The organism is Chitinophaga sp. 01L420, assembly GCF_056399985.1.
This window is the reverse complement of sequence record NZ_JBFTSK010000002.1, coordinates 320,331-344,068: the sequence shown is the minus strand read 5'-3', so window position 1 is coordinate 344,068 and position 23,738 is coordinate 320,331. Positions and strand designations below refer to the sequence as shown.

Sequence of the window (23,738 nt, the reverse complement as noted above, 5' to 3'; positions counted from 1 at the left end):
AAAGTTAACAATTTAAATGCAGTTGCTCATCGGTGATTATCAGACAGTTTTAAACAAAAAACTAACTGTTTTGTGAAATAGGCCCTTGATTTGCAGGAAATAACAATCCATTATGCTTGTTCATACGTAATTTAAATAGAGAAAAAATTAAGGAAGCAACAGACTGACTGAATCACAATGATAGTGTTAATGAGAAGTTAACGAATCAAAACTTTACATATGTACCTATGGAATCGAATAATTTTGAAGATCTCTATCAGGGTGACCAACCGTACTTACCCGTAAAACGGCGAAAAAAAGAAATCAATGGAAGATGGAAAAAAGAAGGGAGGAATTTACTCCCATACAGATGCCAGTAAAGTAAATCTTACAGACGAGGAATGGAAGGAAGTACTACCAAAGGATGTTTTTAACATTGCCAGGGAAAAGGGAACAGAATGGGCGTTTACCGGAAAATATTGGAACAACAAAGAACATGGTAGTTACTACTGTGCAGCCTGCGGCAATCCTTTATTTGTTTCGGATGCCAAATTCGAAAGCAGTTGCGGATGGCCGAGCTTTTTTCAGCCACTTACCAAAACCAGTGTCATTTATGCGCCAGACAATTCACATGGCATGCATCGGACGGAGGTTTTGTGTGGTCGCTGCAAATCGCACCTCGGACATGTTTTCGATGATGGACCACCGCCAACAGGACTTCGTTATTGCATTAACTCCGTTATCCTGGACTTCGAAAAAGCGCAGGAAGCAGACGAGCAGTATCAACAGGACAAAGCCAACGATAAAGAGTACGAGTAGCCAACATTCTTCTATCTGATTGCCAACGTGATCTGTCGGTTGAACAATAAAAAGACGTATTTTTATTATCATCAACCCCCGACAGTCATGAAAGTACTTAAAACACTCGCCTGGATCATAGGAATCATCCTGTTCATAGCACTCGTGTTGATCTTTTTCGCGCCCACCACAATGCATGTGGAGCGCACAGTGGAAATCAATGCTCCCGCGTCTATCGTATGGAATGACATTGTCAGATTCGAAAAATTTAATGAGTGGAATAGCTGGAAACAGATGGATTCCACCGCCAGGTTTACTGTTACAGGCGATGATGGTGCTATTGGAGCTACCGATTCCTGGAAAGGCAGTAAAATCGGGGAGGGGAAGTTACAGCATCTATCCATGGATACCTATAAGTCTGTTACCCAGAAACTTACATTCATTACACCTTTCGCATCTGAGTCAGATGTGTTTTTTAATTTATCGGAGGCTGCCGGCAAAACAAAGGTTACCTGGGGATTTGATACCCGCTATAAACGCCCGCAAAATGTGATGTCGCTTTTTATGAAAGGCGCACTGGAGAAGGATTTTCACCATGGCCTCAGTAATCTGAAGAGTATGGCGGAAGCAGAGGTGAAAGGACCGGGTACCCCCAACGGTATTGATGTAACGGTAAAAGAAATGAATTACCCTGCGACCACGTATGCGGCTGTACGAAAAACCATTCAGATGAGCAGGATTACCGACTATTATCGTAAAAACCTGGAAACGATCTATAATGCGGCCACAGCAGCCAAATTGCAGCCAGGAGTACCCTGCGGCATCTTTTTTACCTGGGATCGGAAACTACAGCAAACAGATATGGCGGCGGCTATACCGGTTCCGGAAGGCAGCAAAGCAGCCAGTGGCTATGAAATCATTACACTGCCGGCAGCACAGGCTGCATATGCGGACTATTATGGCCCTTACAGCAAAATAGCCAACGCACATGTGGCCATTCAAAAATTTATTACAGATAAAGGAAGGAAAATAATCCCACCCACAATAGAGATGTATGTAACAGATCCGGGCAAAGAAAAGGACAGTAGCAAATGGCTGACGAAGGTCATTTACTTTATGAAGTGATGATCCGGAAATAAAGAAGCATAAGCGGTTGGCAAGGCATTACAAGGCGGAAAGACTATTTCTTCTGCGTGTTGGCATACATTGTTGGCTCAAATTCAATGATCTCGTAAAGCGCCAGCTGGTACTTTTCCAGTGGATCTTCACTCATGATCTCTTCTACCTCCCTTCGGCTCGAAACGTTACAAAGAATAACGGCACCCGATTTAGGCTTTCTTCGACCCGATAAGATGAATTGACCACTTTCGTAGTGCTTCTGCAGGAAGGCGGTATGCGCCTCCATGAAGTGTTCTACTGCCGCAACGGGCCGTATGTATTGYAACATAATCAGGAACATAATGGTTTTTCTATGGTATTTAGTAATAGTTTCATAGTTAGTAGCAAAGGTATAAACTTAATCAGTATTGAATTATTGTATGTTGCCGGGAAAAATCAGACATATGCGCTACAAAAATATACGTACTTTTGCACGAATGAAATACCACGATAGTGGGAATGTATTGTTTGATGAGTGTTGCTCCGAATCATTTTCTTTAATTTTTATAGCTTTTATGAAAAGAACAATTTCCAAAGTGTTGTTAACTGCTGTAGCCGCAGCCGTTATTCTGTCTTCCTGCTCTAAAACCCCTGATGAGAGCCGGTATATTCCAAAAACGGCTGGCCTGGTAATAGACCTGAATGCCAAACAACTGACTACCAAACTGGTGACCAATGGTATTACCATGGATAAACTGTTTGATGCAGCACAAAGCAAAGACACCTCCAATGAAATGATGAAAGCCTGGAAAGATGCCGAAAATTCCGGTATCGACCTGCAAAGCCATTTCTTTGCGTCCTTCGTTTTCCAGGGTCAGCCCGCTGACCACAAGTCCTATGTGGCTGCTACTGCCAGTTTGAAAGATGCGGACAAATTTGAGGCCTATCTCAAAAAGACCGTAGCTAACTTCTCCCTGAAAACACAAAATGATTTTAAATATATCTGGGAGTCCAAGCAACATGCAGTGATCGGCTGGAATAAATCTACCGTGATCTACGTGAGCGCAGTAGACCCTAATAGTCTGCAGCAATATACGCCAGGTAACAACGGGATACCCACCCCGGACGCTCCGGAAGAAGCTGTTGATAGCGCTGTTGCTGCACCAGCAGCCTTCAGAGCTGCCGATGATGATGCAGAAATAAAAACATGGGTAGCGGAAGTAGATCATCTCTTCCACCTGAAAAAAGAAGAATCTGCCGGTTCTATCGAGCCTTTTGCCAAATTGCTGAAAGAAGATGCAGATGCAGGCATCTTTGTAAACCCGGAAGCCATCTATAACAGCGGCCAGTTTACTATGATCCCTGCCAACGTGAAGAAGTTGATGGAAGGTACCTATTACACTGGTACCGTTGACTTCGAAAACGGTAAAATTCTGTTTAACGGGAATACTTACATGGGTAAAGAAATTGCCGCTATCTATAAGAAATATGGCAAAAAAGAAATCGATATGGACATGCTGAAGAAATATCCTTCAGAAAACGTGACCGGTTTCGTTTCCTATGCTTTCGACTTCCGCATGATCGGTGAAATCATTAAAGCTACTGGCATGGATGGTATCGTAAACATGGCTATTACCGGCAAATCCGGCTTAACCATGGATGATATCCTGAATGCTTTTGAAGGTCAGCTGGTATATGTTGCCTCTGATTTTGCGATCACCAAGAAAGAATCAGAATACTTCCCTGGCGAATTCACTGAAAATCCTTCTGCTAAATGGATCTTCAGCCTGAAAGTAGGAAATAAGGATGCTTTCAATAAAGTAATGACTTCTCCTATGCTGAAGGAAGTGTTTGCCCGCGAAGGTGACCACTACGTAACTGTAAACCCAATGGCTGCTGCTACCATGCCTCCATTCTCCATTACTGAGAAATTTGTAACGGTAGGTTCCGATAGCGTATTGTTACAGCAATACCTGGCCGGCAAAGGCAGCATCAAATTACCGGAAGGCATTGAAAGCAAAGTAAAAGGAAGCATGCTGGGTGGCTATGTAAACCTCGAAAAGGTGACCGCCATTATTCCGGAAGAAAAAATGGATGCAGATGAAAAAAATGTATCCAAGAAAGTAAAAGAACTGTTCAAAGACTTTACCGTAGTAAGCAAAAGCGAAGGCGGTGATGTACAGCATGCAGAAGCAGTACTGACCTTTAAAAATAAAGATCAGAACAGCCTTGTACAACTGGTTAATTTTGGTACAGAAGCGGCGAAAGTAATGCAGGCAAAGAAAGCAAAGGAAAAGGCTTATGAAGACAGCCTCTTTGCTGCCCCGGCAGATACTACTGCAACAGCTCATTAATTCAGATCATACTTATATGCAAGGGCGCAGGGGATATTCCTCTGCGCCCTTGTTTTCTTTGCACCTCTGCGTGAAATTTATCATTTATATTCGCTTTTGTTAACAGTAAATGCCACTATGCAGATTCAGCTCAATCAGCTCATGCCCATACCCTTGCAGGATAAGCTCCGGCAGCGGTCATCGGACATCTGGAACCAGGACGTGACTTTTAAACCAGGCAGTTTTGTAAAAATAAAAGCGCCGTCAGGTACCGGCAAAACTACCCTGATCCACTACCTGTATCATATCCGTTATGACTATACAGGAAAAGTACAGGTAAACGGACAGCCCTGGCAGGCATACAGTAAAAACGAGATTGCACTGATGCGGCAGCAGGAGTTGAGCGTCATATTCCAGGACCTTCGCCTGTTTGAACAGCTCACTGCCCGTGAAAATATTACTTTAAAAAGAGTAATGCAGCCCAAGCCATACTATCCCGCCGAAAAGATCGAGGAAATGGCAGCACGACTCAATGTATCGCATATACTGGAGCAGAGTGGTAAAACCCTTTCCTATGGCGAGCGGCAGCGTATTGCCATTATCAGGGCACTGGTACAACCTTTTCAGTGGTTGCTGATGGACGAACCCTTCAGCCACCTGGATGAAGAAAATACGCAGCGTGCCGCTGCACTGATTGCCGATGAATGTAAAGCCCGCAATGCCGGGTTCATTTTAACAGACCTGGATAATGACCAGCACTTCACTTATGATGTGCATTTCCATCTTTAATGTTGTTTCATGCGTCCTTTTTTCGACTTACTTAAGAAGATCATTCAAACCGGTGTAGGTAAAACCCGCTTTCTGATGGCAGCGGTTGGACTGGGTATTGCGATGCTGCTGATACTGATTGCTATCCAGGCCCATACCAACTTCAGCCAGCTGCTGTACAGCGCCAAAAACCAGAATGAAACGGCCGATTTCCTGGTGATCAACAAAACCATCACCAACGCTATGATGGGACAATCTGCCAAAAGCATTTTTACCCCGGAAGAAATTGCCAATATAAAAAAGCAACCTTTCGTACAGGCTTTTGGGTTAGTTACCTCCAGTCAGTACAAAGTAGTTATACAAGCTCCGGGTGACCTGCACTTTGCAACTGATATGTTTTTTGAAGCAGTGCCGGATAGCTTTTTAGATGTGAAAAACGAAGACTGGAAATGGAGCAACGGGGACCGCACCATTCCCATTATCTTACCCAACGACTTTCTGAATCTCTATAACTTTGGTTTTTCCCTAAGCCAGGACCTGCCACAGATTTCCCAGGAAACGGTGAAGGCGCTGCCCTTACAGGTAAGCATTTCCAATAACCAGGTCGCTGATCAGTTCATGGGCCATATAGTGGGTTTTTCTGATCGCATCTCTTCCTTCCTCGTGCCAGCCTCCTTTATGTCGTGGGCCAATGAAAAATATGGAATGGCTACTAATGTTGGTACTTCCAGGGTAATCATTAAAACACCGGACCCGTCTAACCCGGCACTGGTAAAGTTCCTGGAAGACAATGGCTACACCACCAATCAGGATAAGCTGAAGTTCAGTAAAACCAGGATGATTGTGCAAACCATTGTATCTGTAGTAGGGTTCTTCGGACTGATATTGTTGTTCTTTGCGCTGCTGGTGTTCAGCATGTTTATCCAGCTGGTCATTGCTTCCTGTAAGCGGGAAATTCAGTTGCTGGTGATATTGGGCACGGCGCCGAAACAACTACAGCGATACCTGCTGAAGCAATTTGTTCCTTTATATATTGTTATAGGCATCCTGTCGCTTTTGCTGGTAGCGGGTTTGCAATACTGGGCAGCTGCGGAACTGGCTACTCATCAGATGGAGGTCAGCCCCTGGCCAGGCGTACCCGTGTTTGCGGGCATTGTGCTGGTGCTTGGACTGGTATACATCGTGAACCTGGCCACAGTACGGAAATACGTCAATAATATTTAACGCTCTCTTTCTGCCTGGTACGGCATAACAAAAGTAGTTTTTGCTCTTTCCGACGTCAGTAGATAGGGCACCCAGATAGCCATGCGCAATAGCGGCCAGAGAATGCTGTTTAAGCTGAATATACTGTCTGGCTGATGTGTATTGAAGTAGTAGTTGTTGATGGAGTTATCTACATAAATAAAAATAGTAGAGATAAAATAATAGGTGGCGAGTGCAAATGGAAAAGTATCTCTTCTGTTAAAAAATAATACGGCCAGCAGTACACTGTAAGTAAGCAAAAACACATTTACCACCATTTCCATAATCAGGAAAAGCTGTACCAGGGTTACGTTCCCCAGGTCTTTTCGGGTAGAAGCATTTACCCAGAAGCTATAATCGAATACCGCCATTTTACAAACACCTACAAATTCTCCCAAGGGACTAAATACCAGTCCTATAGCCAGCAGTGCAAGCCCTCCGCCGATAGGCATGGATTCCGGCGCATCTCTTACCGGCCATACGGACCGCTTATAGTAAACGCTTGCCAGGTAAGCAAAAACGGCGGCGAATAATACGGCCAATGCAATGGCCAGCCAGTTACCGGGTATTGCCGGACGATGCACAGGTGTATTATCCGGCTTCCAGCTAAGATCCAGTGAAGTGACTTCATTCATCCTCTTCAGGTCTTTCACGTACTGCGACATGAACTTTACGGGCACATGATCACTGAAGGTTTTAAACTGGTAAGACAATGTTATCAGGGTACCGCTTTTTGAAGCGGTATAATCAAAGGCATAATATTCATTCTGAATGTGCACTGGTGTTTGATCCAGGGACCATTCAATGGGCGTATGCATGATGATTTTATAGTCCAGGTTATATGGATAACGCAGGCTGACCGGTAGTTTCCGCTGTTCGTCAGACACATACGACAGTATATCATAGAAAGATTGCGCGCTGGTGGAGAACTGCAACTTATTGGTAAGACTATCTCTTTTCCACATGCGGTGTATCAGGTAGCTTTCCCTGATGCGTATAGTATTGACGGTACTTGAATCTTGTGTGGTGATAGAATCCCTGATGGTCACATCTCCATATAACTTTTTATAATAGCTGAGATACGACTTTTCTTTATCCTTCATGCTGGTGCCGGCGAGGTCTGCGCGTTGTGCATCTGCCTCATCCCGGTGATAGGCCGTCATTACTTCCAGGCCACCATCTTTATTTTCATCGTCAGGCAGGGTAAAGGTTTCATGAACAACAATACGTCCGCGGGTGACCGGAACGATAGGGGTGAGCTGCGTAGTGGTATCAGTAATGACCAGTGCGCGCTGATAGTCCGGTTCACAGAAATCAGCCAGATTGCCCCGCTGGTAGGACATGGTGCCATCCAGCCAATACACCTTCTTATCAAGGACTACGTGTACAATGGCATGGTTAAAGGCATTTGGGGAGGGGAGCATTTCACTTACCACGCCTTTGCCGTCCGTATTCACATAGGCCATGCTGGCAGCAATATCGTTGGCGCGCAGGATGGTACAGAGCAGCAGGGCTTTGTCTTTACAGTCGCCGAAACGCTGTGTCAGCACCCTGTCAGGTACATTGGGACGATGTGAATATTCTCCCATTTCAATGCCCATATACCGGATGTCATCCTGTACAAATCGCAATGCTTGCAGCAGATAGGTAGTTTTATCGCCATTAGCTGCTTTTTTGAAGGCAGCAATTTTATGTGTCAATGCCGGGCCCGGGGCAGGCACGGTATTTATTTTCCTGGCCCAGTCGGCCACTTCCTTCCAGGAGGTGTATTCACTTACCTGTACACGGGTAAAGGGATTGTACCAGGACGGAACGTAGTTACTGTTGTCGGCTTCCCTTACCTCTACATTATTCCACTCATATACTTGTAGTCCGTTCCAGTTTTTTTGAATGGGAGCGGAGGCGTTATTATATAATTTAAACCGGATGGGCCTTTGYGGGCTTACGATCAGGTTTTTGTAATAGTTAACAATGGGTTCATAGGCCACAAAATAAATACGGCTATCGAGCTTCCCGTTGAAGATGGGATTGTCGCCGGTAATAGAATAGGCGTATTCAATCTGATCTCCTTTTCTCACATCTTCGAGGATAAGATAAGCGGTATAAGTGCCACTGTAGATGAACCTGGAGAGGTCCTGTTCTTTTTGCAACAGTTTGAATGCAGCGCCTGGCAACAGGTTTATTTCTTTTCCGTCACGGTGAATCACTATTTTATGAAAGGAGAGTTTTTCATATTGTGGATCGTAGTCTACCGAGATCTCCGATCCATTTTGAATGCCCGCTTCTGAAATAATCTGACGGATAAAGTGTTGGTAATTACTTTTCAGTTCTACCTGTCTTTGTTCTTCCAGCAGCAGCAGATAATATCCATCGCTGATATTTTTAGCATTGGGTTTTTTAGTAAGGTCCGGGGTATAAGGTACCAGCCATGCCGGAGTAGGGCTGGTGTTCACTTTCTGAGCGGTTGCGATGAAAGACGATACTATCAATAGTATTGACAATACTGATTTCAAGGCGAGGGTTATAGTAGGGCGCATAACAGCGTGGTTGATATTCCTTGCGGACAAACTAAACTATAGCTTTATGTAGGGACAATAAATTACGGTAATGAAATTACGGTTGTTTTCCGATAGTTAGCATATAAACAGCAAAAGAGGCCAGCCAGTGTTCCCCGGCATAGTTTCCGCTGAAAACCTGTTGCAGTCCGGCTTCCATGTGCTGATGTGCCAGCTGCTGAATGGCGGCTTTATTTTTCCCGCCATGTTCTGCGATGGCTTCCAGGCACCAGGTGCGACTGAGGTTGAGACCATCCAGGTGAACGAGTTTGCCGTCTGTACGGTCTTTCACCTGTGCTACCTGCAGGATACTTATCTTGTTTTCGAATAAGCCGGGCAGAAACGCGTATAGCCATTTCCGGTAGTCAGCTTCCGGCATTACACGGCGCATAAGATCAGCTTCTTCCAGGCTGGGCGACAGGAAATCGTATCCACCTGGTTCCCAGGTAACGGGTGCATTTTTGTCGGCTGCATAAAAGCGCATAGCTGCATCGTGTATGGCTTTCTGGAGGGCGGCATTTTTTGCGGTGATGGCATAATCCCAGGCCAGGCATAATCCGAATGCGAGATTGGTATGTTCACCCACCCTGATAGGGTACATGATTTTATCCAAAAACTGAATGTAAGCAGTAGAAAACTGGGTGGCCAGTGGTTGCAGATGTCCGCTCATTTCTTTGCCCAATGGATCCTTCCAGGTGAGCAATTCATTTTGCAGTTGCAGGAGCCAGCTCCAGCCATAGATACGTTCAAAGCTTTTATTGTCGGTGCTGCTGAACAGTTGTTGTTCAATTTTTATGTTTTCGGCAGATAGATGTGCGGCCAGTTTACTTCTGATGGTACTGGCTTTGGCCAGGTCCGGGTAGGATTTCAGGAGGCGTACCAGCATCCAGTGGCCATGCACGCTGCTATGCCAGTCGAAGCAGCCATAAAAGGCCGGATGATAGTTTTTAGGAGCGGTAAGCAGTGAGCTATCGGTAAATACAATTCCTGTTTTATAAGGAAATTCCAGGTCCAGGCATTTCAGTGGCAGCTCCGCCAGTTTATTGGCGATTTCGGGCGTTAAACGGGTGGCTGCCGCCGGATGTATTTGTGCACTCATGGTAAGTGAGGTGAATACGATGATGGATAATTGGCTTAAAAATTTCACAGCAGGAAATGCTTTATCTGTTAAATAACAATTTTAGATAGAACATGGGTTGGCCCAGTTTTTTGCGCAGATCTACTTCATGGAACATGCAGGACATCAGATCTTTCAGTTGTTTGTTACGGGACCCCATTTTCATCAGGGTATTAAACAGCCACGGGTATTTGATCAGTTTCGTCAGCTTAGTGCTGACCTGTAGTTCCGGTCCCAGGATGCGGTATACGTTTTCATCGTAGGCATTAAAGAACTGATCGGAATAATCGTTGGCCGCAATAGCGGCAGCGGCCTGTTGGGCGGCTATTCTACCAGAGTAAAGGGCGTTGCCGATCCCTTCTCCTGTAAAAGGATCTATGAGGTAGCCGGCATCTCCTACGAGCATATAGCGTTCGCCATGTAATTTTCTTTTTTTACTGCCCAGTGGCAGACCATAACCATCAATAGGACCTACCAGCTCTGCGTTGGCAAAGCGATCTTTCATAGTAGCATCTGTGGCGAGGGTATCCAGCATGAGCTGTTTCAGGTTTACCTTTTTATTACGGGCAGAATTACTGAGCATGCCTACGCCCACATTGGCTTCGCCATTAGGGAGTGGAAATATCCACAGATAGCCCGGGAGCATATTTTTCAGGAAGTGCAGTTCTATGAAATTGTCCTGGTGCAAACCGGTGATGCCTTTATAATAGGCACGGATGCCGGCTACATAATGTTTCGGTTCCATTTTAATACCAGCTACATCTTTAGTGAAGCCGGAATGGGCGCCGTTTGCTACAATAACAATGTCTGCTTTTACCTGGAAAGAGCCGTCTTTACTGGACAGATGGTAGCCATCTTCTTTCAGTTCATATTTATCGATGCTAACCCCTTCGAATAAACGAATTTCTGAACGGCGCTTGATTTCTTCTACCAGGAAATTATCGAAGTCAATGCGTTTGCACACAAATCCGCGTGGATTGCTCATGTCTTGCTGATAATCCGGGCGGTAGGGGATATCCATACCAATGCGGTTAGGTGCTACAAAGGTGACACCCCAGCTGTCCATTTTAAACATGGCTTGCTGCAAACGTTCTCCGATGCCTTTGTCGATGCGTTCCAGCAGTGTTAATACCTTACCGCTTAGTCCATCTCCACATACTTTGTCTCTGGGAAATACGGCTTTATCTACAACGATGCATTCAATGCCGAGCTGCGCCAGTTGAAGGGCAGCGGTAGCGCCTCCTGGTCCTGCGCCTATAATACAAACTTTTGTCTCCATTATTTGATGATACTGTTACCTGCCAGTAAGATACGTAATTGTTCCTTGCGCTGTTCTGTATGTTAAATATTAATAATGCTTTCCTGGTATATAGGTTTATGAGTAAACCAGACAATTTCTTCCGCCGAAGGCGGAAAATATTATATTTGCCGTTCTTAAAACACACGAAACATGTTTGGTGATTTATTTGGAAAGCTGACGCAGATCAAGCAAAAAATGCAGGAAGGCAAAGAGCGTTTGGCTACAGTAACTTTATCCGGAGAGGCCGGTGATGGTGCCGTGAAGGTGACCGTAGACGGTAACCGTCAGGTAAAAAGTATTGATATTGCGGCGCATCTTTTTACACCGGAAAACAAGGAAGAAATGGAAGATTTGCTGCTCACCGCATTGAACCGTGCGCTGAAAGATGCAGAAAACTCCTGGGAAGCAGAAATGAAGAACGCTGCCGGCGGTATGCTGGGAGGCCTGATGTAATATATTTCGTGAAGAGGGTGCAAAGGAGACCTTCCTTTGCACCTTTTTTATGCAAGAACGGCTGCCAGTGTAGATTTACGATGCGTTGCCAATAAAACGTCCACCGGGCACCAACCTTCTCTACCCCAAAAAATTCCGCATTAGATAAATCTTTTTCCCTTTTCGCTCGTATAATACCCCGCGCGTGTAGTTTCTTTGAGGCTACGACCAGTTTGAATATGAAAATTTTTTTTAGACGCATTCACTTATACCTGGGTCTTACTGCAGGCCTGGTAATCACCATCAGCTGCCTAACCGGCGCATTACTGGTATTTGAAAAAGAGTTAACAGAAGCATTTAATCAGGGCCGTTATTACATTCAGCCTTCCGGAGAACGCTTACCACTGGACAAGGTGGCTGAGATGGTAAAACAGCAGGTGCCAGGCGCCGGTATTTCCCGTATACAGGTATTTGCAGATCCTACCCGGACGCTGCAGGTGCTGCTGGAAGAAGGCAAGAAAGGCGGAAAGAAAGAGGGTAAAGGAGAAGGAAGGAAAGAAGGGAAAGGGGAAGGAAGAGCGGAGGCTAAAGAAAATGCCCAGGGAGATGTGAAAGCAATATCCCAATCAGAAAAGAAAGACAAATCAGCAGGCGCTGAAAAAGGCGCTCCTAAAAAGGAAAAAGGTGGCCGCACCGCTTTTGTAAATCCCTACACCGGAAAAGTGGTGGAGTTATACAGTTATCAGCAAACATTTTATTACCAGATATTTTCCCTGCACCGTTGGCTGTTGGCCGGTCCTACCGGTAAAGTTATTACTGGCGCCAGTACCCTGATATTTGTATTTATTCTGATTACCGGTATCGTATTATGGTGGCCTAAGACACGTAATATTTTTAAGCAACGTATTAAAGTGAAGTGGGACGGAGGCTGGAAACGCCTAAACCATGATCTGCACGTAGTGCTGGGCTTTTATGCGGCCATATTCCTCTTTGTATCTGCTTTTACCGGTTTAACCTGGTCGTATGAGTGGTTCAGTAATGGACTGTATGCCATGTTGAGTACTTCTCCCAAGCCCATGGCGGCGCCGGTGTCTGCGCCAGCGGCAGTGCCGGAAGGTAAGCACATTTCTTATGAAACCGCATTGGCTACAGTCAGACAAAGCGTGCCGGATGCCATTTTCTATACCCTTTCAGCGCCGAAGGACAGTACCGCTTCTTTTATGGTGAGTCTGCTCCCCGCCAACGCATTCCAGGAGGCCRCTACCACCACTTATTACCTGGACCAGTTCAGCGGAAAGGTGTTGCAGTCACAAACTTTTGCGCAAAGAAACCTCGGACAAAAGATCCGGGGTACCATTAAGCCCCTGCATACGGGTGCTATTTTTGGTATGCCCTCTAAAATATTAGCTCTGTTCGTGGCCCTGCTGGGTGTCATTTTTCCAACTACCGGTACCATTATGTGGCTTAACAGAACCCGGAAGAAGAAAAAGAAAACAAAGGTCCCGGCGGTTCCGCAGGAAGACGTTGCGAAGCAGGTCGCCTAAAGAAATAGTGTTCCCGAAAGTAAAAGCGGTTATCTCAAAAGCGGAGATAACCGCTTTTTGTTTATCTCTCTTCTTTCCTTATTACCTCCCCGGATTTCCGTTTCTGAAAATACCCTTCAGAAACGGTAGGCTTTTTCCTGTTTTCGGCCCGGCCGGTCTTTAACATTTTCTTTGCAAACCCTTTCCTGTACTAAGTTTTAACATTCCTTGCGCGGAATATGGAATAGCATTTGGCATATAGTAAGAAATGTAACAACAATGCGAGCCTATCCAAAGCCGCCGGTACCTAATCATAAAGCGATGTACTATATAGCTATCGGCGTTATTACGATTTCTATTCTTGCTGAAATATTACACAAAGTGTAAAACGATGACCCATGATTAATCAATATGAAGTACCGGCCTGTATTGAAGACACAATACCGGCATTAAGAAAAGCATTACACCAGTTTCCCGCTATATTTCATATATACGATACCGTTAGTTGCCTGAGTGAATACACAGACAGGCAACTGAGGGAGCAAAACTTCCTGGTAGCAGGCAAATGTTTGCAACTGGCAGGTAAATTATATGAGCGGGGCAATGCCGTGGTAAGAGAAGCTATCACCCGTGTTTTTTTGCCGGCACTCTGCAGCATTCCGCTGGCAGATGCCGTGAGCAGAATCCGGATGTATTCTCTTRTTCCCGATGCACTTTATCCACTTTACATACAACATCAACTTACAGGTAATGGAAACAGATGAGGAGATTGTCGTCCGCATGGCTACGGCCATGGACGTTGATTTTGCACTACCCATTGTTGCGGAGATGGAAGCATCTGCCAAAGCACGCGGTACAGGTATTGCCAAAAGAGATCCAGCCGCTATCAGGAAAAAGATCCTGGAAGGAAAAGCGGTGATCGCCTTTACGGCAGATGGTATCTGGGCAGGATTTTCCTACATACAGTCATGGGAAGAGGGCCACTTCGTATCCAACAGTGGATTGATTGTGGCGCCGGCATTCCGGGGAATGAAAGTGGCTGCTGCTATTAAAAATAAAATATTCGAGTTAAGCAGAGTGCTGTATCCGGCTGCAAAAATATTTAGTATCACCACCGGCTTAGCGGTCATGAAATTAAACACCAGACTGGGTTTTGAGCCGGTGACGTATGATCAGATTACTCAGGACCCGCTCTTTTGGGAGGGGTGTAAGAGTTGCGTAAACTATCCTATCCTGGCAGGAAAAAATTACAGGAATTGTTTGTGTACTGCCATGCTGTTTCATCCGCAATAAGTGTGAGCAGGAGAACCCTTTACGGTGAAAATTACAGCCAATAACCTCAAACCGGCGATGCCTTTGCATTGCCGGTTTTCTCGCGTAAGTATGATAAAACGAGGGTTTTCTTCCATATCTTTATATCCCAAATCCTATCCTTATGCGCTTAGTATTTTTGTTTGCTTTTTGTGCACTGTTAGCCTCCTGTCATCAATCAGGGAGTAAAGACAGTCAATCAGCAAAACTCAGCTTATCCAGTATTTACAATGCCGATTCGGTAAAATGGGTCGCGGCCAATTCTTCCGAAAAAAATAATGCTGCCGAGAAAGAATTCCTGAAAGGCATAGATATATACCGCAATAAGAAAAACGCCAAAGGCAGCATAGATAAATTTATCAAGTCTATTTTGTTGCAACCACAGGCTAAAAGTTATTATGAACTGGGCAATGCTCTCCTGGATACCCGTAAAGTAAAGGAAGCTATTCTTGCCTATAATATGGCAGAACTATTGGACTACAAGCCGTTGTCAAAAGTGTTGTATAATAAAGCGTGTGCATATTCTCTCTCAGAAAACATAGATTCTTCCCGCTATAATCTGTTGGCCGCCATTGAATTTGGATACAACAACATGAAAAATATCATGTCAGATCCGGACCTGGCGTATTTCAGGGACAACTACAATTTTAAAACAGAAATCATAGCCGCTTTCAGTGGCGCCGGTGATGCTGAAAAACTGGAATGGAATCTTTTTGCTAATCAGTTCAAACAGCTACCTATACCTTTGACCATTGATACAGGATATGGGAAGCAACTTGGAAAGAATTTTATTTCGTATGATTTTGAAATGTATGTAGCAGAAATGCGGGATTCAAAATTTTCGAGGGATGTGGGCAGCTCTTTTTATTATGTAGGGCTGGTGAAAAAAGCAGAAGCCTTTAAAACATTGATCTATGCAGTTAGTGATGAAATAGTGGAGGGTGAAGACAGCATCACAGATGCTCCTGCATATTACTTTATGGTAAGTTATGATAACGCGGGAAAGATCATAGAAAAAATGCTGGTATCCGGGCAAAAGATAATAGAAGACCCTTATTGTACATTGACCATTGCCGGTAATAGTGATTTTACGGTAACGGAGTATAAGGTTGAATATGAAAAGGACCCCGCTAATGCCGGGTACATAGATAATGTGGAAAAGTCCAGAACAGAACTAAAAAAGACAGCTTTCGCTATTACAGATGATGGCCACTTTTCAGCTAAAACGCAACAACTGGCATTGAACCACTAATCAAATTTATAATACTGCGGTGTTTCCTCCTGGAGACGCCGCAGGAGTTATCCCCATCCTCTTTATAAATACCCGCTTCAACAGCAGCTCTGCTAACAACAAATTCAACGTCCAGCTTAACCAGGAAATAATGATGTAGGCCGTTGCCGGTCTTAGCGGCATATGCATCAAGCCCAGCACTAAGGCATACAGCCGGAGGGTAAGCGCAGACAGGGTGAGGGCGTAGCTACGGAGCATCCAGGTAATATGTTCCGGCCAGCGGGCCTGCATTGCTGTTCTCCAGCCCATAATGGTAAAGGCGATCCAGAGCAGGGATAATAGTACGAAACTGATACGTGCATAGAACCCCCCATTGGCATAAAACCCCATGATAAGTCCGGTTGGGCCACTGAGGGTAATAACTACCAGTGCATAAATTTTTCCGCTGTTTCGGTGTAGTCGGGGATACTTATCCAGCAGGTATTTGCTGAATTGAAGCAATCCTGTTATCAGTACAGTGATGCTTACGAAGATGTGAACGTAGAAGCTAATGCGCCAGTGGCGGATAGGGTATACTCTTTGTTTGGTGATGAGAAAATCGGTATACTTTTCAAACGCTGCATAAGGAATGGTGAGTAACAGCATCAGCCATGCCCCGTAAAGTATAGCCGTTGCTGTTAGTATCCATCCTATTCTCTTCAGTAGCCGCATATTATGGTCCCTCTACAAATTCTGAGCTGTCAATCTTTACGCCATAATAATAAGTGCTCCCATCGTCATTGTTGCCGGTTATCATTTTGTAGGTGTTGGTCCGTTCTGGAAAATGCGAATTCTTTTCCCAGGTAATAACGAGCGTGCTATCATTGGATTTTTGATAAGTGCCCCTGACCTTCATCATTTGTTCGGCAAATGTGGAGTCGGTTACTTTTTCGTAGAGTTGTAATAGGCAGCTACCATCCACATTGAAGGTAAGGTCACTTTTGGAGTTAGACGATTCAATCAGGAATTGATTGAAGGTATTTCCATGCATGCCAAATTCCTCTTGCCCTTTACCACTGGATGGCTCCAGCACAAAAGATTTTTCTTTCAGGGTATTATTGTTCAAAGGTGTCCAGGTTCCTTTTCCTTTGGCAAACAGGTGATCGAAGGTAAGGTCGAATTTCCCGTCAAAGGGATGATCGCCGGGTTCACTCAGGGTGATCACCCAGTTATCATTATCTTTTTTTAGTTCTCCCCGCAGGTTGCGGCGTAATCCTTTATGCACATTATATCCGGCTACCTGTTTACCATTAGAGTAGTTCAGTGTAATGTAGATAGGTGCGCCACCGAAGTCGCCCATATAGGTGCCAGGTAGTTTACTGATAGCAAGACTGTCATCGTTTGCGGGCTTGTCGCTGCTCTTGTCTGCCGCAGGTTTGCAGGCGAAAAAAAACAGCAGGGCGGCCAGAAGAGAACTGGTTAATAATTTCACAGGGTATATTTTTTGTAAATATAATTTTTATCAGCCTTTAAATGATACCTCAATAATGAGCAGTTTATTGATTTTATTGGTGGTCTTTTTAGTGAGTCCGTCCAGCCGGATATAGTAGCGGCTGATGGCTATGCGAACGGGGGGCGCGGGGAAATTATCCAGTTGTGCAATCAGTGCATATTGAGAAGAAGTGCCGTGTTGTTTGATATGTTGTTGTAAGCTGGAGATACTGGCAGGAGGGAACCTGGTTTTTTCTGCAGCGGAATATTTTTTACAGATGAAGAAGTTGCTGGCTTCGGCGCTAAGCGACTCCCAGGGGGAACGATAATGTTTCCAGTTGAGCAAGGGTTCCTGCTCAATAATGGCGCTGGTTTCATAGCATTGGGATACATTGATCTTTTCAGCTTCTCCGGTGGTGACGGCCAACATTTGTCCTTCAATACTATGTAGGCGATCCAGCAGGAAATAGAGCGTGTCCGGATGCAATTCGAAATCGTTGCGTTTTGCATCCGGTTTTACCCAGTCAAGTGAAAAATAGCTATCACCGAAACGGATATACGTAGTAGAATCTCGGCTCACTACATATACTTCATTGGAAGCTACTTTCACTGATGTTGCCGGCGGAGCTATCAGCTGCATTGTATCAATCTGGACCGGTCTCGCCTTTTCTGGCTTGGCGGAATGTTGGCAGGCCGGCAGCAACATCAGTGTCGCTGCAAGAAAAAAGGATGTTTTCATGGTATACGGGATACTGTAACGAACATTGGCGTCAGAAATAGTTTTCCCCGTAAATCCGGAAACAGTTACTCTGCGTCTACCTTATCTACATCTACGGTACCGGGAGTATCTATTTTTCTGTTAAGGGCTTCCCACAAAATATCCTTCAATTCACTGAGGCCCTGGTTGGTAACAGAGGAGATAAACACGTGTGGTACATCTTCCGGTAGCTCCGCTGATATAGCGGCTTTCAGCTCATCATCCAGCATATCGCTTTTACTGATGGCCAGCAGAAACTGTTTATCCAGCAATTCGGGATTATATTGTTCCAGCTCATTTACCAGTACCTCAAAATCTTTGCGGTGATCTGCACTATCTGCTGGAATAAGGAATAATAATACGGCGTTTCTTTCAATATGTCGTAAAAATCGGTGTCCTAATCCTTTTCCTTCATGCGCACCTTCAATGATACCCGGCAAATCTGCTATACAGAATGATTTGCTGTCTCGGTATTCCACCATGCCCAGCTGAGGGGTGAGCGTAGTAAAGGCGTAGTCGGCCACTTTAGGTTTGGCGGCGGTAATAGTAGACAGTAGGGTAGATTTTCCGGCATTGGGAAAGCCAACAAGGCCTACATCTGCCAACACCTTTAATTCTACTACTTTCCAGCCTTCAGTACCTGGCATACCTGGTTGTGCATATTCCGGTGTTTGGTTGGTGGCAGATTTGAAATAGGCATTGCCTTTACCACCTTGTCCACCCGGAATCCAGATAACTTCCTGTCCGTCGTGCAGAATTTCAGCTTCTACGCGACCGGTTTCTTCATCTTTCGCTTGTGTACCCAGCGGCACTTCAATGATAATATCCTTACCAAAACGGCCGGTACAGTTGTCGCCGCTACCATTTTCGCCGTCTTCTGCCAGCAGGTTTTTGTGCCAGCGGAGATGCAGGAGGGTCCACAGCTGTGAATTTCCTCTTAAAATAACATGCCCGCCTCTGCCGCCATCGCCGCCATCAGGGCCGGCCTGCGCATTAAATTTGGTTCGCATAAAGTGCAAACTGCCTGCGCCACCTTTCCCGGATTTACAAAATACACGGATATAATCTACGAAATTCGCTTTTTCCACTATTCTCGGATTTTAAGTCTGTTGCTTCCATAACAACAGAAAAACAAAACGCAAAGATCGTGAAGTTTAAGCTAATTAGCACCATCCTGTGCCAAGAGCTGTCTACTTACAATCTTTGCGTTGTATAATAAGATGTTAAAAGTCTTTGTGATAGCGGTATTCCGCCTACAACTATACTCTTTCTCCTACGAGTTCGTCCAGTTCTTTGGACAACAGTTCGAAGACTTCCCCTTCTGTACCATCACCTTTCACTTTTTTGAATTTGCCGAATTTGGCATAGTGATCAGCCACAGGAGCGGTTTTGTTATGATATTCTACTATACGTGCCTTTACTACTTCTTCAGAAGCATCATCGCTACGGCCGGAGGTTAAACCTCGGTTCAGCAAACGCTTGATCAGCGCATCTTCCGGTACTTCCAGAGACAGCACTACTGAAATAGCCGTTTTTTTCAGGGACAACAGCTTATCCAGCGCCTCTGCCTGCGCAGTGGTACGGGGGAAACCATCGAAAATGAAACCACGCGCTTCAGGATTAGCTTCCAGCTTGGAACTAATCATGCCAATCACCACTTCATCAGGTACCAAAGTACCCTGATCCATGAATTTCTTGGCCTCAAGACCCAGTGGCGTTTTATCACCAATCTCACTGCGAAGCAAATCGCCGGTAGACAGATGAATAAGTCCGTACTTCTGGATAATATTAGCACTTTGTGTACCCTTGCCGCTACCGGGAGGGCCAAATAAAATGAGATTGACCATGTTTAATTAAAATCTACTTTACTCGCAAGGCTGCAAATATATGAAACAGATGAATGTATTGGTAATTAAAATTACGATTGATTGAACTAAATGTAAATATTCTGACAAAATAGTAAACATAATTTAATTTTTAACCAGAATACCTAAATTATCTTCAACAGGCTATCCTAATTTAATGAAATACTTTCTATCTAACAAAATCATATGATTATTATTAGTAATTCTTTGATATTCAGTGTGCCAGCTCTGGATTTACGACTGAATATTTGTAAGTTTATGATATGAGGAAACAAATATTGGTTGCAGGACTAACCGGCTTGATGATGACCGGGAGCGCCATTTCTGCGCCCTTGGTATTTAAGGACAAAAAGAAACAAAAGAAAACCACCGCACAAACTGCGGCACCGCAGCAGGACAAAGCCTCGCAATGGGCAGACAGTGTATTTCAGTCACTCACCCCAGATGAACGCATCGCACAACTGATCATGATAAGAGCCCACTCTAACCTGGGCCCCGACCATGTGAACGCCGTTATAAAAGACATCCAGGATAATAAAGTCGGCGGCGTCATCTTCTTCCAGGGTGGCCCGGTAAGACAAGCCGGCCTTACTAACTACTATCAATCTATCTCTAAAGTACCATTACTGGTGGCCATAGACGGGGAATGGGGTCTGGGCATGCGCCTGGATAGTGTGATCTCCCTGCCCCGTAATATGATGATAGGCGCCGTACAGGATACCGCCCTGGCTTATGATGCCGGAAAAATTATGGGCGAACAATGCCGCCGCATAGGTATCCACATCGACTTTGCCCCAGACATGGATGTGAATAACAATCCTTCCAACCCGGTGATCAATGACCGCTCCTTCGGTGAAAACAAATACCAGGTAGCCCGCATGGGCGTAGCCACCATCAGAGGAATGCAGGATGCCGGCATAATGGCCTGCGCCAAACACTTTCCAGGTCATGGCGACACCAACGTGGACTCACATCTCGATTTACCTACCATCAATAAAACAAGGGAACAACTAGATTCACTGGAGCTATATCCTTTCCGCGAAGCCATTGCTGCTGGTGTGGGATCTATTATGATTGCTCACCTTTATATCCCATCTATCGATAGAAAGCTCAATACACCCACCTCCATTTCTTACAATGCGGTTACAAAACTGCTGAAAAATGAATTGGGTTACAAAGGACTGATTATAACCGATGCACTCGAAATGAAAGGCATCGCAAAATTCTACACCAAAGGACAGGAATCCTTACAGTCGCTGCTTGCGGGCAACGACCTGATGATATTACCCTCTACTGCCGCCGGCAGTGTGGACGCCATCCAAAAAGCCATTAAAGCGGGCAAAATAGACCAGGAAGAAGTAGATGCCCGCGTAAAGAAAGTATTGCGCGCCAAATACAACCTGGGACTGTGGAAGCCACAGCTTATTGATACCAACAACCTGGCAGCCGACCTCAATGCGAATACAGATGCGCTACGCAAACGCATCGCAGAAAGCGCCATCACCCTGGTACGTAACGATAAAAAACTGGTGCCGTTTTCTCCGGCCATGACCCAGCAAAAGCTGGCCGTTATTGCAATAGGAGCCGATGCCAGCAACACTTTCCTGCAAACCGTGAAAGAATATAAACCTAGCACGGATGCATTTATTTTTACTTCCCGGCAGTCGGTAGATCAGATTGCACCTATCGTATCCCGCATCCAGCGCGATTATAAGGCTGTTATTATCAGTCTGCATGACTACAGCCGTCGTCCGGCAAATAATTTCGGACTCACCATGGCGGAGCGGCTTATCATCCGGCAGCTGCAGTCAGAAATGCCATCCGTGACCATCGCATTTGGTAACCCTTACGCCATCCAGTATTTCTGCGATGCTCCTGCTATCATTGCCGCCTATGAAGACGATAGCACCACACAAAAAGCAGCGGCAGACCTCCTGTTTGGTAAACTGGGTCCTTCCGGCAAACTGCCGGTGACGGTATGTCCTGCGCTGCCTTCCGGTACCGGCATCACCTACAAGGTGAATCAGTTTACCATTTTACCGGTGGCAACAGCCAAGGAAGCTGGTATGGATGAACAGACATTGGTAAAGATTGATGGTTTTGCCAATGATATGATTGCCCGCACAGCCGCTCCTGGTGCGCAGGTGCTGGCCATGAAAGATGGAAAAGTGGTGTATAACCACTGCTTCGGTCATTATGAGTATAACAAAGCAGAGCCGGTTTCCCCGCAATCTATCTATGATCTGGCCTCCGTTACCAAAATATGCGCTACTACACTGGCCGTGATGCGTTTGTACGATGAAGGGAAATTAAATCTTGATGCTACATTGGGTGTATATCTGCCCCTGGTGCTGGGTACCGACAAAGCAGGATTGCGCATCCGCGATATTTTATTGCACCAGGCAGGGTTAGTGCCTTTTATTCCTTTTTATAAAGAGACATTATATCCCAGCGGTTACCCTGATACAATCCTGTATCATACGGCACCAGATCCGGCACATGGCATCCGTGTGGCAGATCAGATGTACATGGAAAACAGCTATGTAGATACACTCTGGAAAAAAATCCTGGATAGTAAGCTGTCGCCCCGACAGGGATATGTGTACAGCGACTGTGATTATATTTTCCTGGGAAAAATTGTGGAGCAGTTAACCGGTAAAAAACTGAATGACTATGTGCGGGAAACATTTTATACCCCTATGGGGTTGGCCACCACGGGCTTTTTGCCAAGGGAGCGTTTTGCTTTATCAGAAATTGTACCTACAGAACACGAATATTCTTTCCGGATGCAGCAGTTGAGAGGCGATGTACATGACCCTGGCGCCGCCATGTTTGGCGGAGTAGCCGGACATGCCGGATTATTTTCCAATGCCAATGACCTGGGTGTTATCATGCAGATGTTACTGAATAAAGGCTCTTTTAATGGGGTACAATATATAAAGCCGGAAACGGTGCAGTTGTTTACAGCATATAACAGTACTATCAGCCGCCGTGGTTTGGGCTTTGACAAGCCGGAAAAGGATAATGCTACCCGCCGGGAACCGTATCCGGCTAAAAGTGCTTCTGCTGCTACATTTGGGCATACCGGCTACACCGGTACCTGTGTATGGGCGGATCCTGGTTCAGGGATTATATTTATATTCCTCAGTAATCGGGTGTATCCTAACGGTGGCGCTAATACGAAATTAACCGCCTTACATACCCGCGAAAAAATGTTTGAAGCGGTGTATGAGTCGGTTCGGAAGTAATGAGCCAAAAGCTACTAAAGCAAATGACCAGAGCGGAATTAAATCCTTTGCTCTGGTCATTTGCTTTAGTAGCTTTTTACTTTAAGCTTTTCGATTACTCGATTACAGAAACATTCCTGTTAACGAGTGTCTGTGTTTTTATAGCAATTGCTTTTTCCGCCAGTTTGTTTTTTCCGCTTCTGATTTCGAAAACGTAGTCGCCGTCTTCCAGAGAGGCAAGGTTGTAGCGTGCTTCAAAACGAAGGGTTGCCGGCAGTATTTCGCGGTGCAGTGTGTTATTGAAATTGTCTTTTATGTAAAGTGTTAACTTTTCGTTGCCTGGATTGTCCACAGAAAGTTGAAATAACAGTTGATCTTTTTGTACCTGTATAATGTGAACATTGAAAGATTCAACTGGTGCAAAGTTGCCTGGCTTCTCGTTCACAGTATGTCTGGCTACATTATAAGCAAATGCTTTAGACTGTGCTGCTGCGTGCAAAATTGGAAACAAAATAGTAACAAGTAATAACAATGCTGCTTTGGGTGCTAAAAAAACAAAACGTAAGTGTTTCATGACTTTATTTTTTTTATTGTTTTCTTCTTTTTTAATGAGGGCGGTATTAGCTAATACAATGGTGCCTTATATTTTCGATGCAAAGCTCCGATCTGTGGGTTAACAGAACATTACGCCTTTGTTAAAATAATGTGAGTATTTAGGGGACTTGTTCGCCA

At 45.0% G+C, this 23,738-nt stretch carries 21 protein-coding genes; 11 read left to right on the top strand and 10 right to left on the bottom strand.

The annotated features are described in order from the left end of the window. Positions 1-306: 306 nt before the first annotated feature. Positions 307-798 (top strand): peptide-methionine (R)-S-oxide reductase MsrB, encoded by a 492-nt coding sequence (gene msrB / locus AC1DP6_RS03180; protein ID WP_477053539.1) that lies wholly within the window; start codon positions 307-309, stop codon positions 796-798. Between the two features lie 87 nt (positions 799-885). Then, entirely contained in the window at positions 886-1,902 is a 1,017-nt protein-coding gene (locus tag AC1DP6_RS03175) for an SRPBCC family protein (protein ID WP_477053538.1), read from the top strand. 55 nt (positions 1,903-1,957) lie between these two features. On the opposite strand, the gene AC1DP6_RS03170 is transcribed toward AC1DP6_RS03175, so the two are convergent. Beyond that, the gene (locus tag AC1DP6_RS03170; protein ID WP_477053537.1) at positions 1,958-2,236 is read right to left on the bottom strand and encodes a YciI family protein; all 279 of its coding nucleotides are present in this window, start codon (positions 2,234-2,236) and stop codon (positions 1,958-1,960) included. Between the two features lie 214 nt (positions 2,237-2,450). Between AC1DP6_RS03170 and AC1DP6_RS03165 the strand changes: the two genes are divergently transcribed. The 3 genes from AC1DP6_RS03165 to AC1DP6_RS03155 all read left to right on the top strand — a co-directional run bounded on the left by AC1DP6_RS03165 (position 2,451) and on the right by AC1DP6_RS03155 (position 6,200). Further along, positions 2,451-4,229 (top strand): hypothetical protein, encoded by a 1,779-nt coding sequence (locus tag AC1DP6_RS03165; RefSeq protein ID WP_477053536.1) that lies wholly within the window; start codon positions 2,451-2,453, stop codon positions 4,227-4,229. Positions 4,230-4,346: 117 nt separating this feature from the next. Beyond that, positions 4,347-4,997, top strand: a complete 651-nt coding sequence (locus tag AC1DP6_RS03160; RefSeq protein ID WP_477053535.1) for an ATP-binding cassette domain-containing protein — start codon at positions 4,347-4,349, stop codon at positions 4,995-4,997. Positions 4,998-5,006: 9 nt separating this feature from the next. Next, positions 5,007-6,200, top strand: a complete 1,194-nt coding sequence (locus AC1DP6_RS03155; RefSeq protein ID WP_477023781.1) for an FtsX-like permease family protein — start codon at positions 5,007-5,009, stop codon at positions 6,198-6,200. Here AC1DP6_RS03155 and AC1DP6_RS03150 read toward each other — a convergent pair. The 3 genes from AC1DP6_RS03150 to AC1DP6_RS03140 form a co-directional block, all read right to left on the bottom strand. After that, a complete protein-coding gene (locus tag AC1DP6_RS03150) occupies positions 6,197-8,755 on the bottom strand; it encodes a DUF3857 domain-containing protein (protein WP_477053534.1) in 2,559 nt (852 codons plus the stop codon). The two genes, AC1DP6_RS03155 and AC1DP6_RS03150, sit on opposite strands and share 4 nt — an antisense overlap. A 76-nt stretch (positions 8,756-8,831) precedes the next feature. Beyond that, positions 8,832-9,920, bottom strand: coding sequence for a DUF2891 domain-containing protein (locus AC1DP6_RS03145; RefSeq protein ID WP_477053533.1), 1,089 nt, complete (start codon positions 9,918-9,920; stop codon positions 8,832-8,834). Positions 9,921-9,933: 13 nt separating this feature from the next. Further along, complete coding sequence (locus AC1DP6_RS03140; RefSeq protein WP_477053532.1) at positions 9,934-11,169, bottom strand: NAD(P)/FAD-dependent oxidoreductase; 1,236 nt, start codon at positions 11,167-11,169, stop codon at positions 9,934-9,936. 171 nt (positions 11,170-11,340) lie between these two features. Between AC1DP6_RS03140 and AC1DP6_RS03135 the strand changes: the two genes are divergently transcribed. The 5 genes from AC1DP6_RS03135 to AC1DP6_RS03115 all read left to right on the top strand — a co-directional run bounded on the left by AC1DP6_RS03135 (position 11,341) and on the right by AC1DP6_RS03115 (position 15,708). Further along, positions 11,341-11,643 (top strand): YbaB/EbfC family nucleoid-associated protein, encoded by a 303-nt coding sequence (locus AC1DP6_RS03135; protein WP_441578254.1) that lies wholly within the window; start codon positions 11,341-11,343, stop codon positions 11,641-11,643. 218 nt (positions 11,644-11,861) lie between these two features. Continuing rightward, positions 11,862-13,166, top strand: a complete 1,305-nt coding sequence (locus AC1DP6_RS03130) for a PepSY-associated TM helix domain-containing protein (protein WP_477053531.1) — start codon at positions 11,862-11,864, stop codon at positions 13,164-13,166. A 377-nt stretch (positions 13,167-13,543) separates the two neighbouring features. Beyond that, on the top strand, positions 13,544-13,909 hold the full coding sequence (locus AC1DP6_RS03125; RefSeq protein ID WP_477053530.1) for a DUF7674 family protein: 366 nt from the start codon (positions 13,544-13,546) through the stop codon (positions 13,907-13,909). Continuing rightward, positions 13,896-14,438, top strand: coding sequence for a GNAT family N-acetyltransferase (locus AC1DP6_RS03120; protein WP_477023775.1), 543 nt, complete (start codon positions 13,896-13,898; stop codon positions 14,436-14,438). The genes AC1DP6_RS03125 and AC1DP6_RS03120 overlap by 14 nt, the downstream gene beginning before the upstream one ends. 142 nt (positions 14,439-14,580) lie before the next feature. Beyond that, positions 14,581-15,708, top strand: coding sequence for a TPR end-of-group domain-containing protein (locus AC1DP6_RS03115; RefSeq protein WP_477053529.1), 1,128 nt, complete (start codon positions 14,581-14,583; stop codon positions 15,706-15,708). A 6-nt stretch (positions 15,709-15,714) separates the two neighbouring features. Here the strand turns inward: AC1DP6_RS03115 and AC1DP6_RS03110 are convergent, their stop codons facing one another. From AC1DP6_RS03110 to AC1DP6_RS03090, 5 genes are all read right to left on the bottom strand, one after another. Continuing rightward, positions 15,715-16,398 (bottom strand): DUF2306 domain-containing protein, encoded by a 684-nt coding sequence (locus tag AC1DP6_RS03110; protein ID WP_477053528.1) that lies wholly within the window; start codon positions 16,396-16,398, stop codon positions 15,715-15,717. A 1-nt stretch (position 16,399) separates the two neighbouring features. After that, complete coding sequence (locus AC1DP6_RS03105) at positions 16,400-17,158, bottom strand: hypothetical protein (protein WP_477053527.1); 759 nt, start codon at positions 17,156-17,158, stop codon at positions 16,400-16,402. Between the two features lie 30 nt (positions 17,159-17,188). Then, positions 17,189-17,896, bottom strand: coding sequence for a hypothetical protein (locus AC1DP6_RS03100; RefSeq protein ID WP_477053526.1), 708 nt, complete (start codon positions 17,894-17,896; stop codon positions 17,189-17,191). A 65-nt stretch (positions 17,897-17,961) separates the two neighbouring features. Then, positions 17,962-19,002: a GTPase ObgE gene (obgE, locus tag AC1DP6_RS03095; protein WP_477023770.1), complete on the bottom strand. Its 1,041-nt coding sequence runs from the start codon at positions 19,000-19,002 to the stop codon at positions 17,962-17,964. 171 nt (positions 19,003-19,173) lie between these two features. Beyond that, positions 19,174-19,761, bottom strand: a complete 588-nt coding sequence (locus AC1DP6_RS03090) for an adenylate kinase (RefSeq protein ID WP_441578245.1) — start codon at positions 19,759-19,761, stop codon at positions 19,174-19,176. A gap of 281 nt (positions 19,762-20,042) precedes the next feature. On the opposite strand from AC1DP6_RS03090, the gene AC1DP6_RS03085 reads away from it, so the two are divergent. Next, the gene (locus AC1DP6_RS03085; protein WP_477053525.1) at positions 20,043-23,027 is read left to right on the top strand and encodes a glycoside hydrolase family 3 N-terminal domain-containing protein; all 2,985 of its coding nucleotides are present in this window, start codon (positions 20,043-20,045) and stop codon (positions 23,025-23,027) included. A 94-nt stretch (positions 23,028-23,121) separates the two neighbouring features. Here AC1DP6_RS03085 and AC1DP6_RS03080 read toward each other — a convergent pair whose 3' ends face one another. Continuing rightward, complete coding sequence (locus AC1DP6_RS03080; RefSeq protein ID WP_477053524.1) at positions 23,122-23,580, bottom strand: hypothetical protein; 459 nt, start codon at positions 23,578-23,580, stop codon at positions 23,122-23,124. Positions 23,581-23,738 lie beyond the last annotated feature (158 nt).

What these genes read in the sequence shown, in the direction of transcription:
- msrB (WP_477053539.1), top strand. Translation starts at nt 307, where the DNA reads ATGGAAGATGGAAAAAAGAAGGGAGGAATTTACTCCCATACAGATGCC.
- AC1DP6_RS03175 (WP_477053538.1), top strand. Translation starts at nt 886, where the DNA reads ATGAAAGTACTTAAAACACTCGCCTGGATCATAGGAATCATCCTGTTC.
- AC1DP6_RS03165 (WP_477053536.1), top strand. Translation starts at nt 2,451, where the DNA reads ATGAAAAGAACAATTTCCAAAGTGTTGTTAACTGCTGTAGCCGCAGCC.
- AC1DP6_RS03160 (WP_477053535.1), top strand. Translation starts at nt 4,347, where the DNA reads ATGCAGATTCAGCTCAATCAGCTCATGCCCATACCCTTGCAGGATAAG.
- AC1DP6_RS03155 (WP_477023781.1), top strand. Translation starts at nt 5,007, where the DNA reads ATGCGTCCTTTTTTCGACTTACTTAAGAAGATCATTCAAACCGGTGTA.
- AC1DP6_RS03140 (WP_477053532.1), bottom strand. Translation starts at nt 11,169, where the DNA reads ATGGAGACAAAAGTTTGTATTATAGGCGCAGGACCAGGAGGCGCTACC.
- AC1DP6_RS03135 (WP_441578254.1), top strand. Translation starts at nt 11,341, where the DNA reads ATGTTTGGTGATTTATTTGGAAAGCTGACGCAGATCAAGCAAAAAATG.
- AC1DP6_RS03120 (WP_477023775.1), top strand. Translation starts at nt 13,896, where the DNA reads ATGGAAACAGATGAGGAGATTGTCGTCCGCATGGCTACGGCCATGGAC.
- AC1DP6_RS03115 (WP_477053529.1), top strand. Translation starts at nt 14,581, where the DNA reads ATGCGCTTAGTATTTTTGTTTGCTTTTTGTGCACTGTTAGCCTCCTGT.
- AC1DP6_RS03110 (WP_477053528.1), bottom strand. Translation starts at nt 16,398, where the DNA reads ATGCGGCTACTGAAGAGAATAGGATGGATACTAACAGCAACGGCTATA.
- AC1DP6_RS03100 (WP_477053526.1), bottom strand. Translation starts at nt 17,896, where the DNA reads ATGAAAACATCCTTTTTTCTTGCAGCGACACTGATGTTGCTGCCGGCC.
- AC1DP6_RS03090 (WP_441578245.1), bottom strand. Translation starts at nt 19,761, where the DNA reads ATGGTCAATCTCATTTTATTTGGCCCTCCCGGTAGCGGCAAGGGTACA.
- AC1DP6_RS03085 (WP_477053525.1), top strand. Translation starts at nt 20,043, where the DNA reads ATGAGGAAACAAATATTGGTTGCAGGACTAACCGGCTTGATGATGACC.
- AC1DP6_RS03080 (WP_477053524.1), bottom strand. Translation starts at nt 23,580, where the DNA reads ATGAAACACTTACGTTTTGTTTTTTTAGCACCCAAAGCAGCATTGTTA.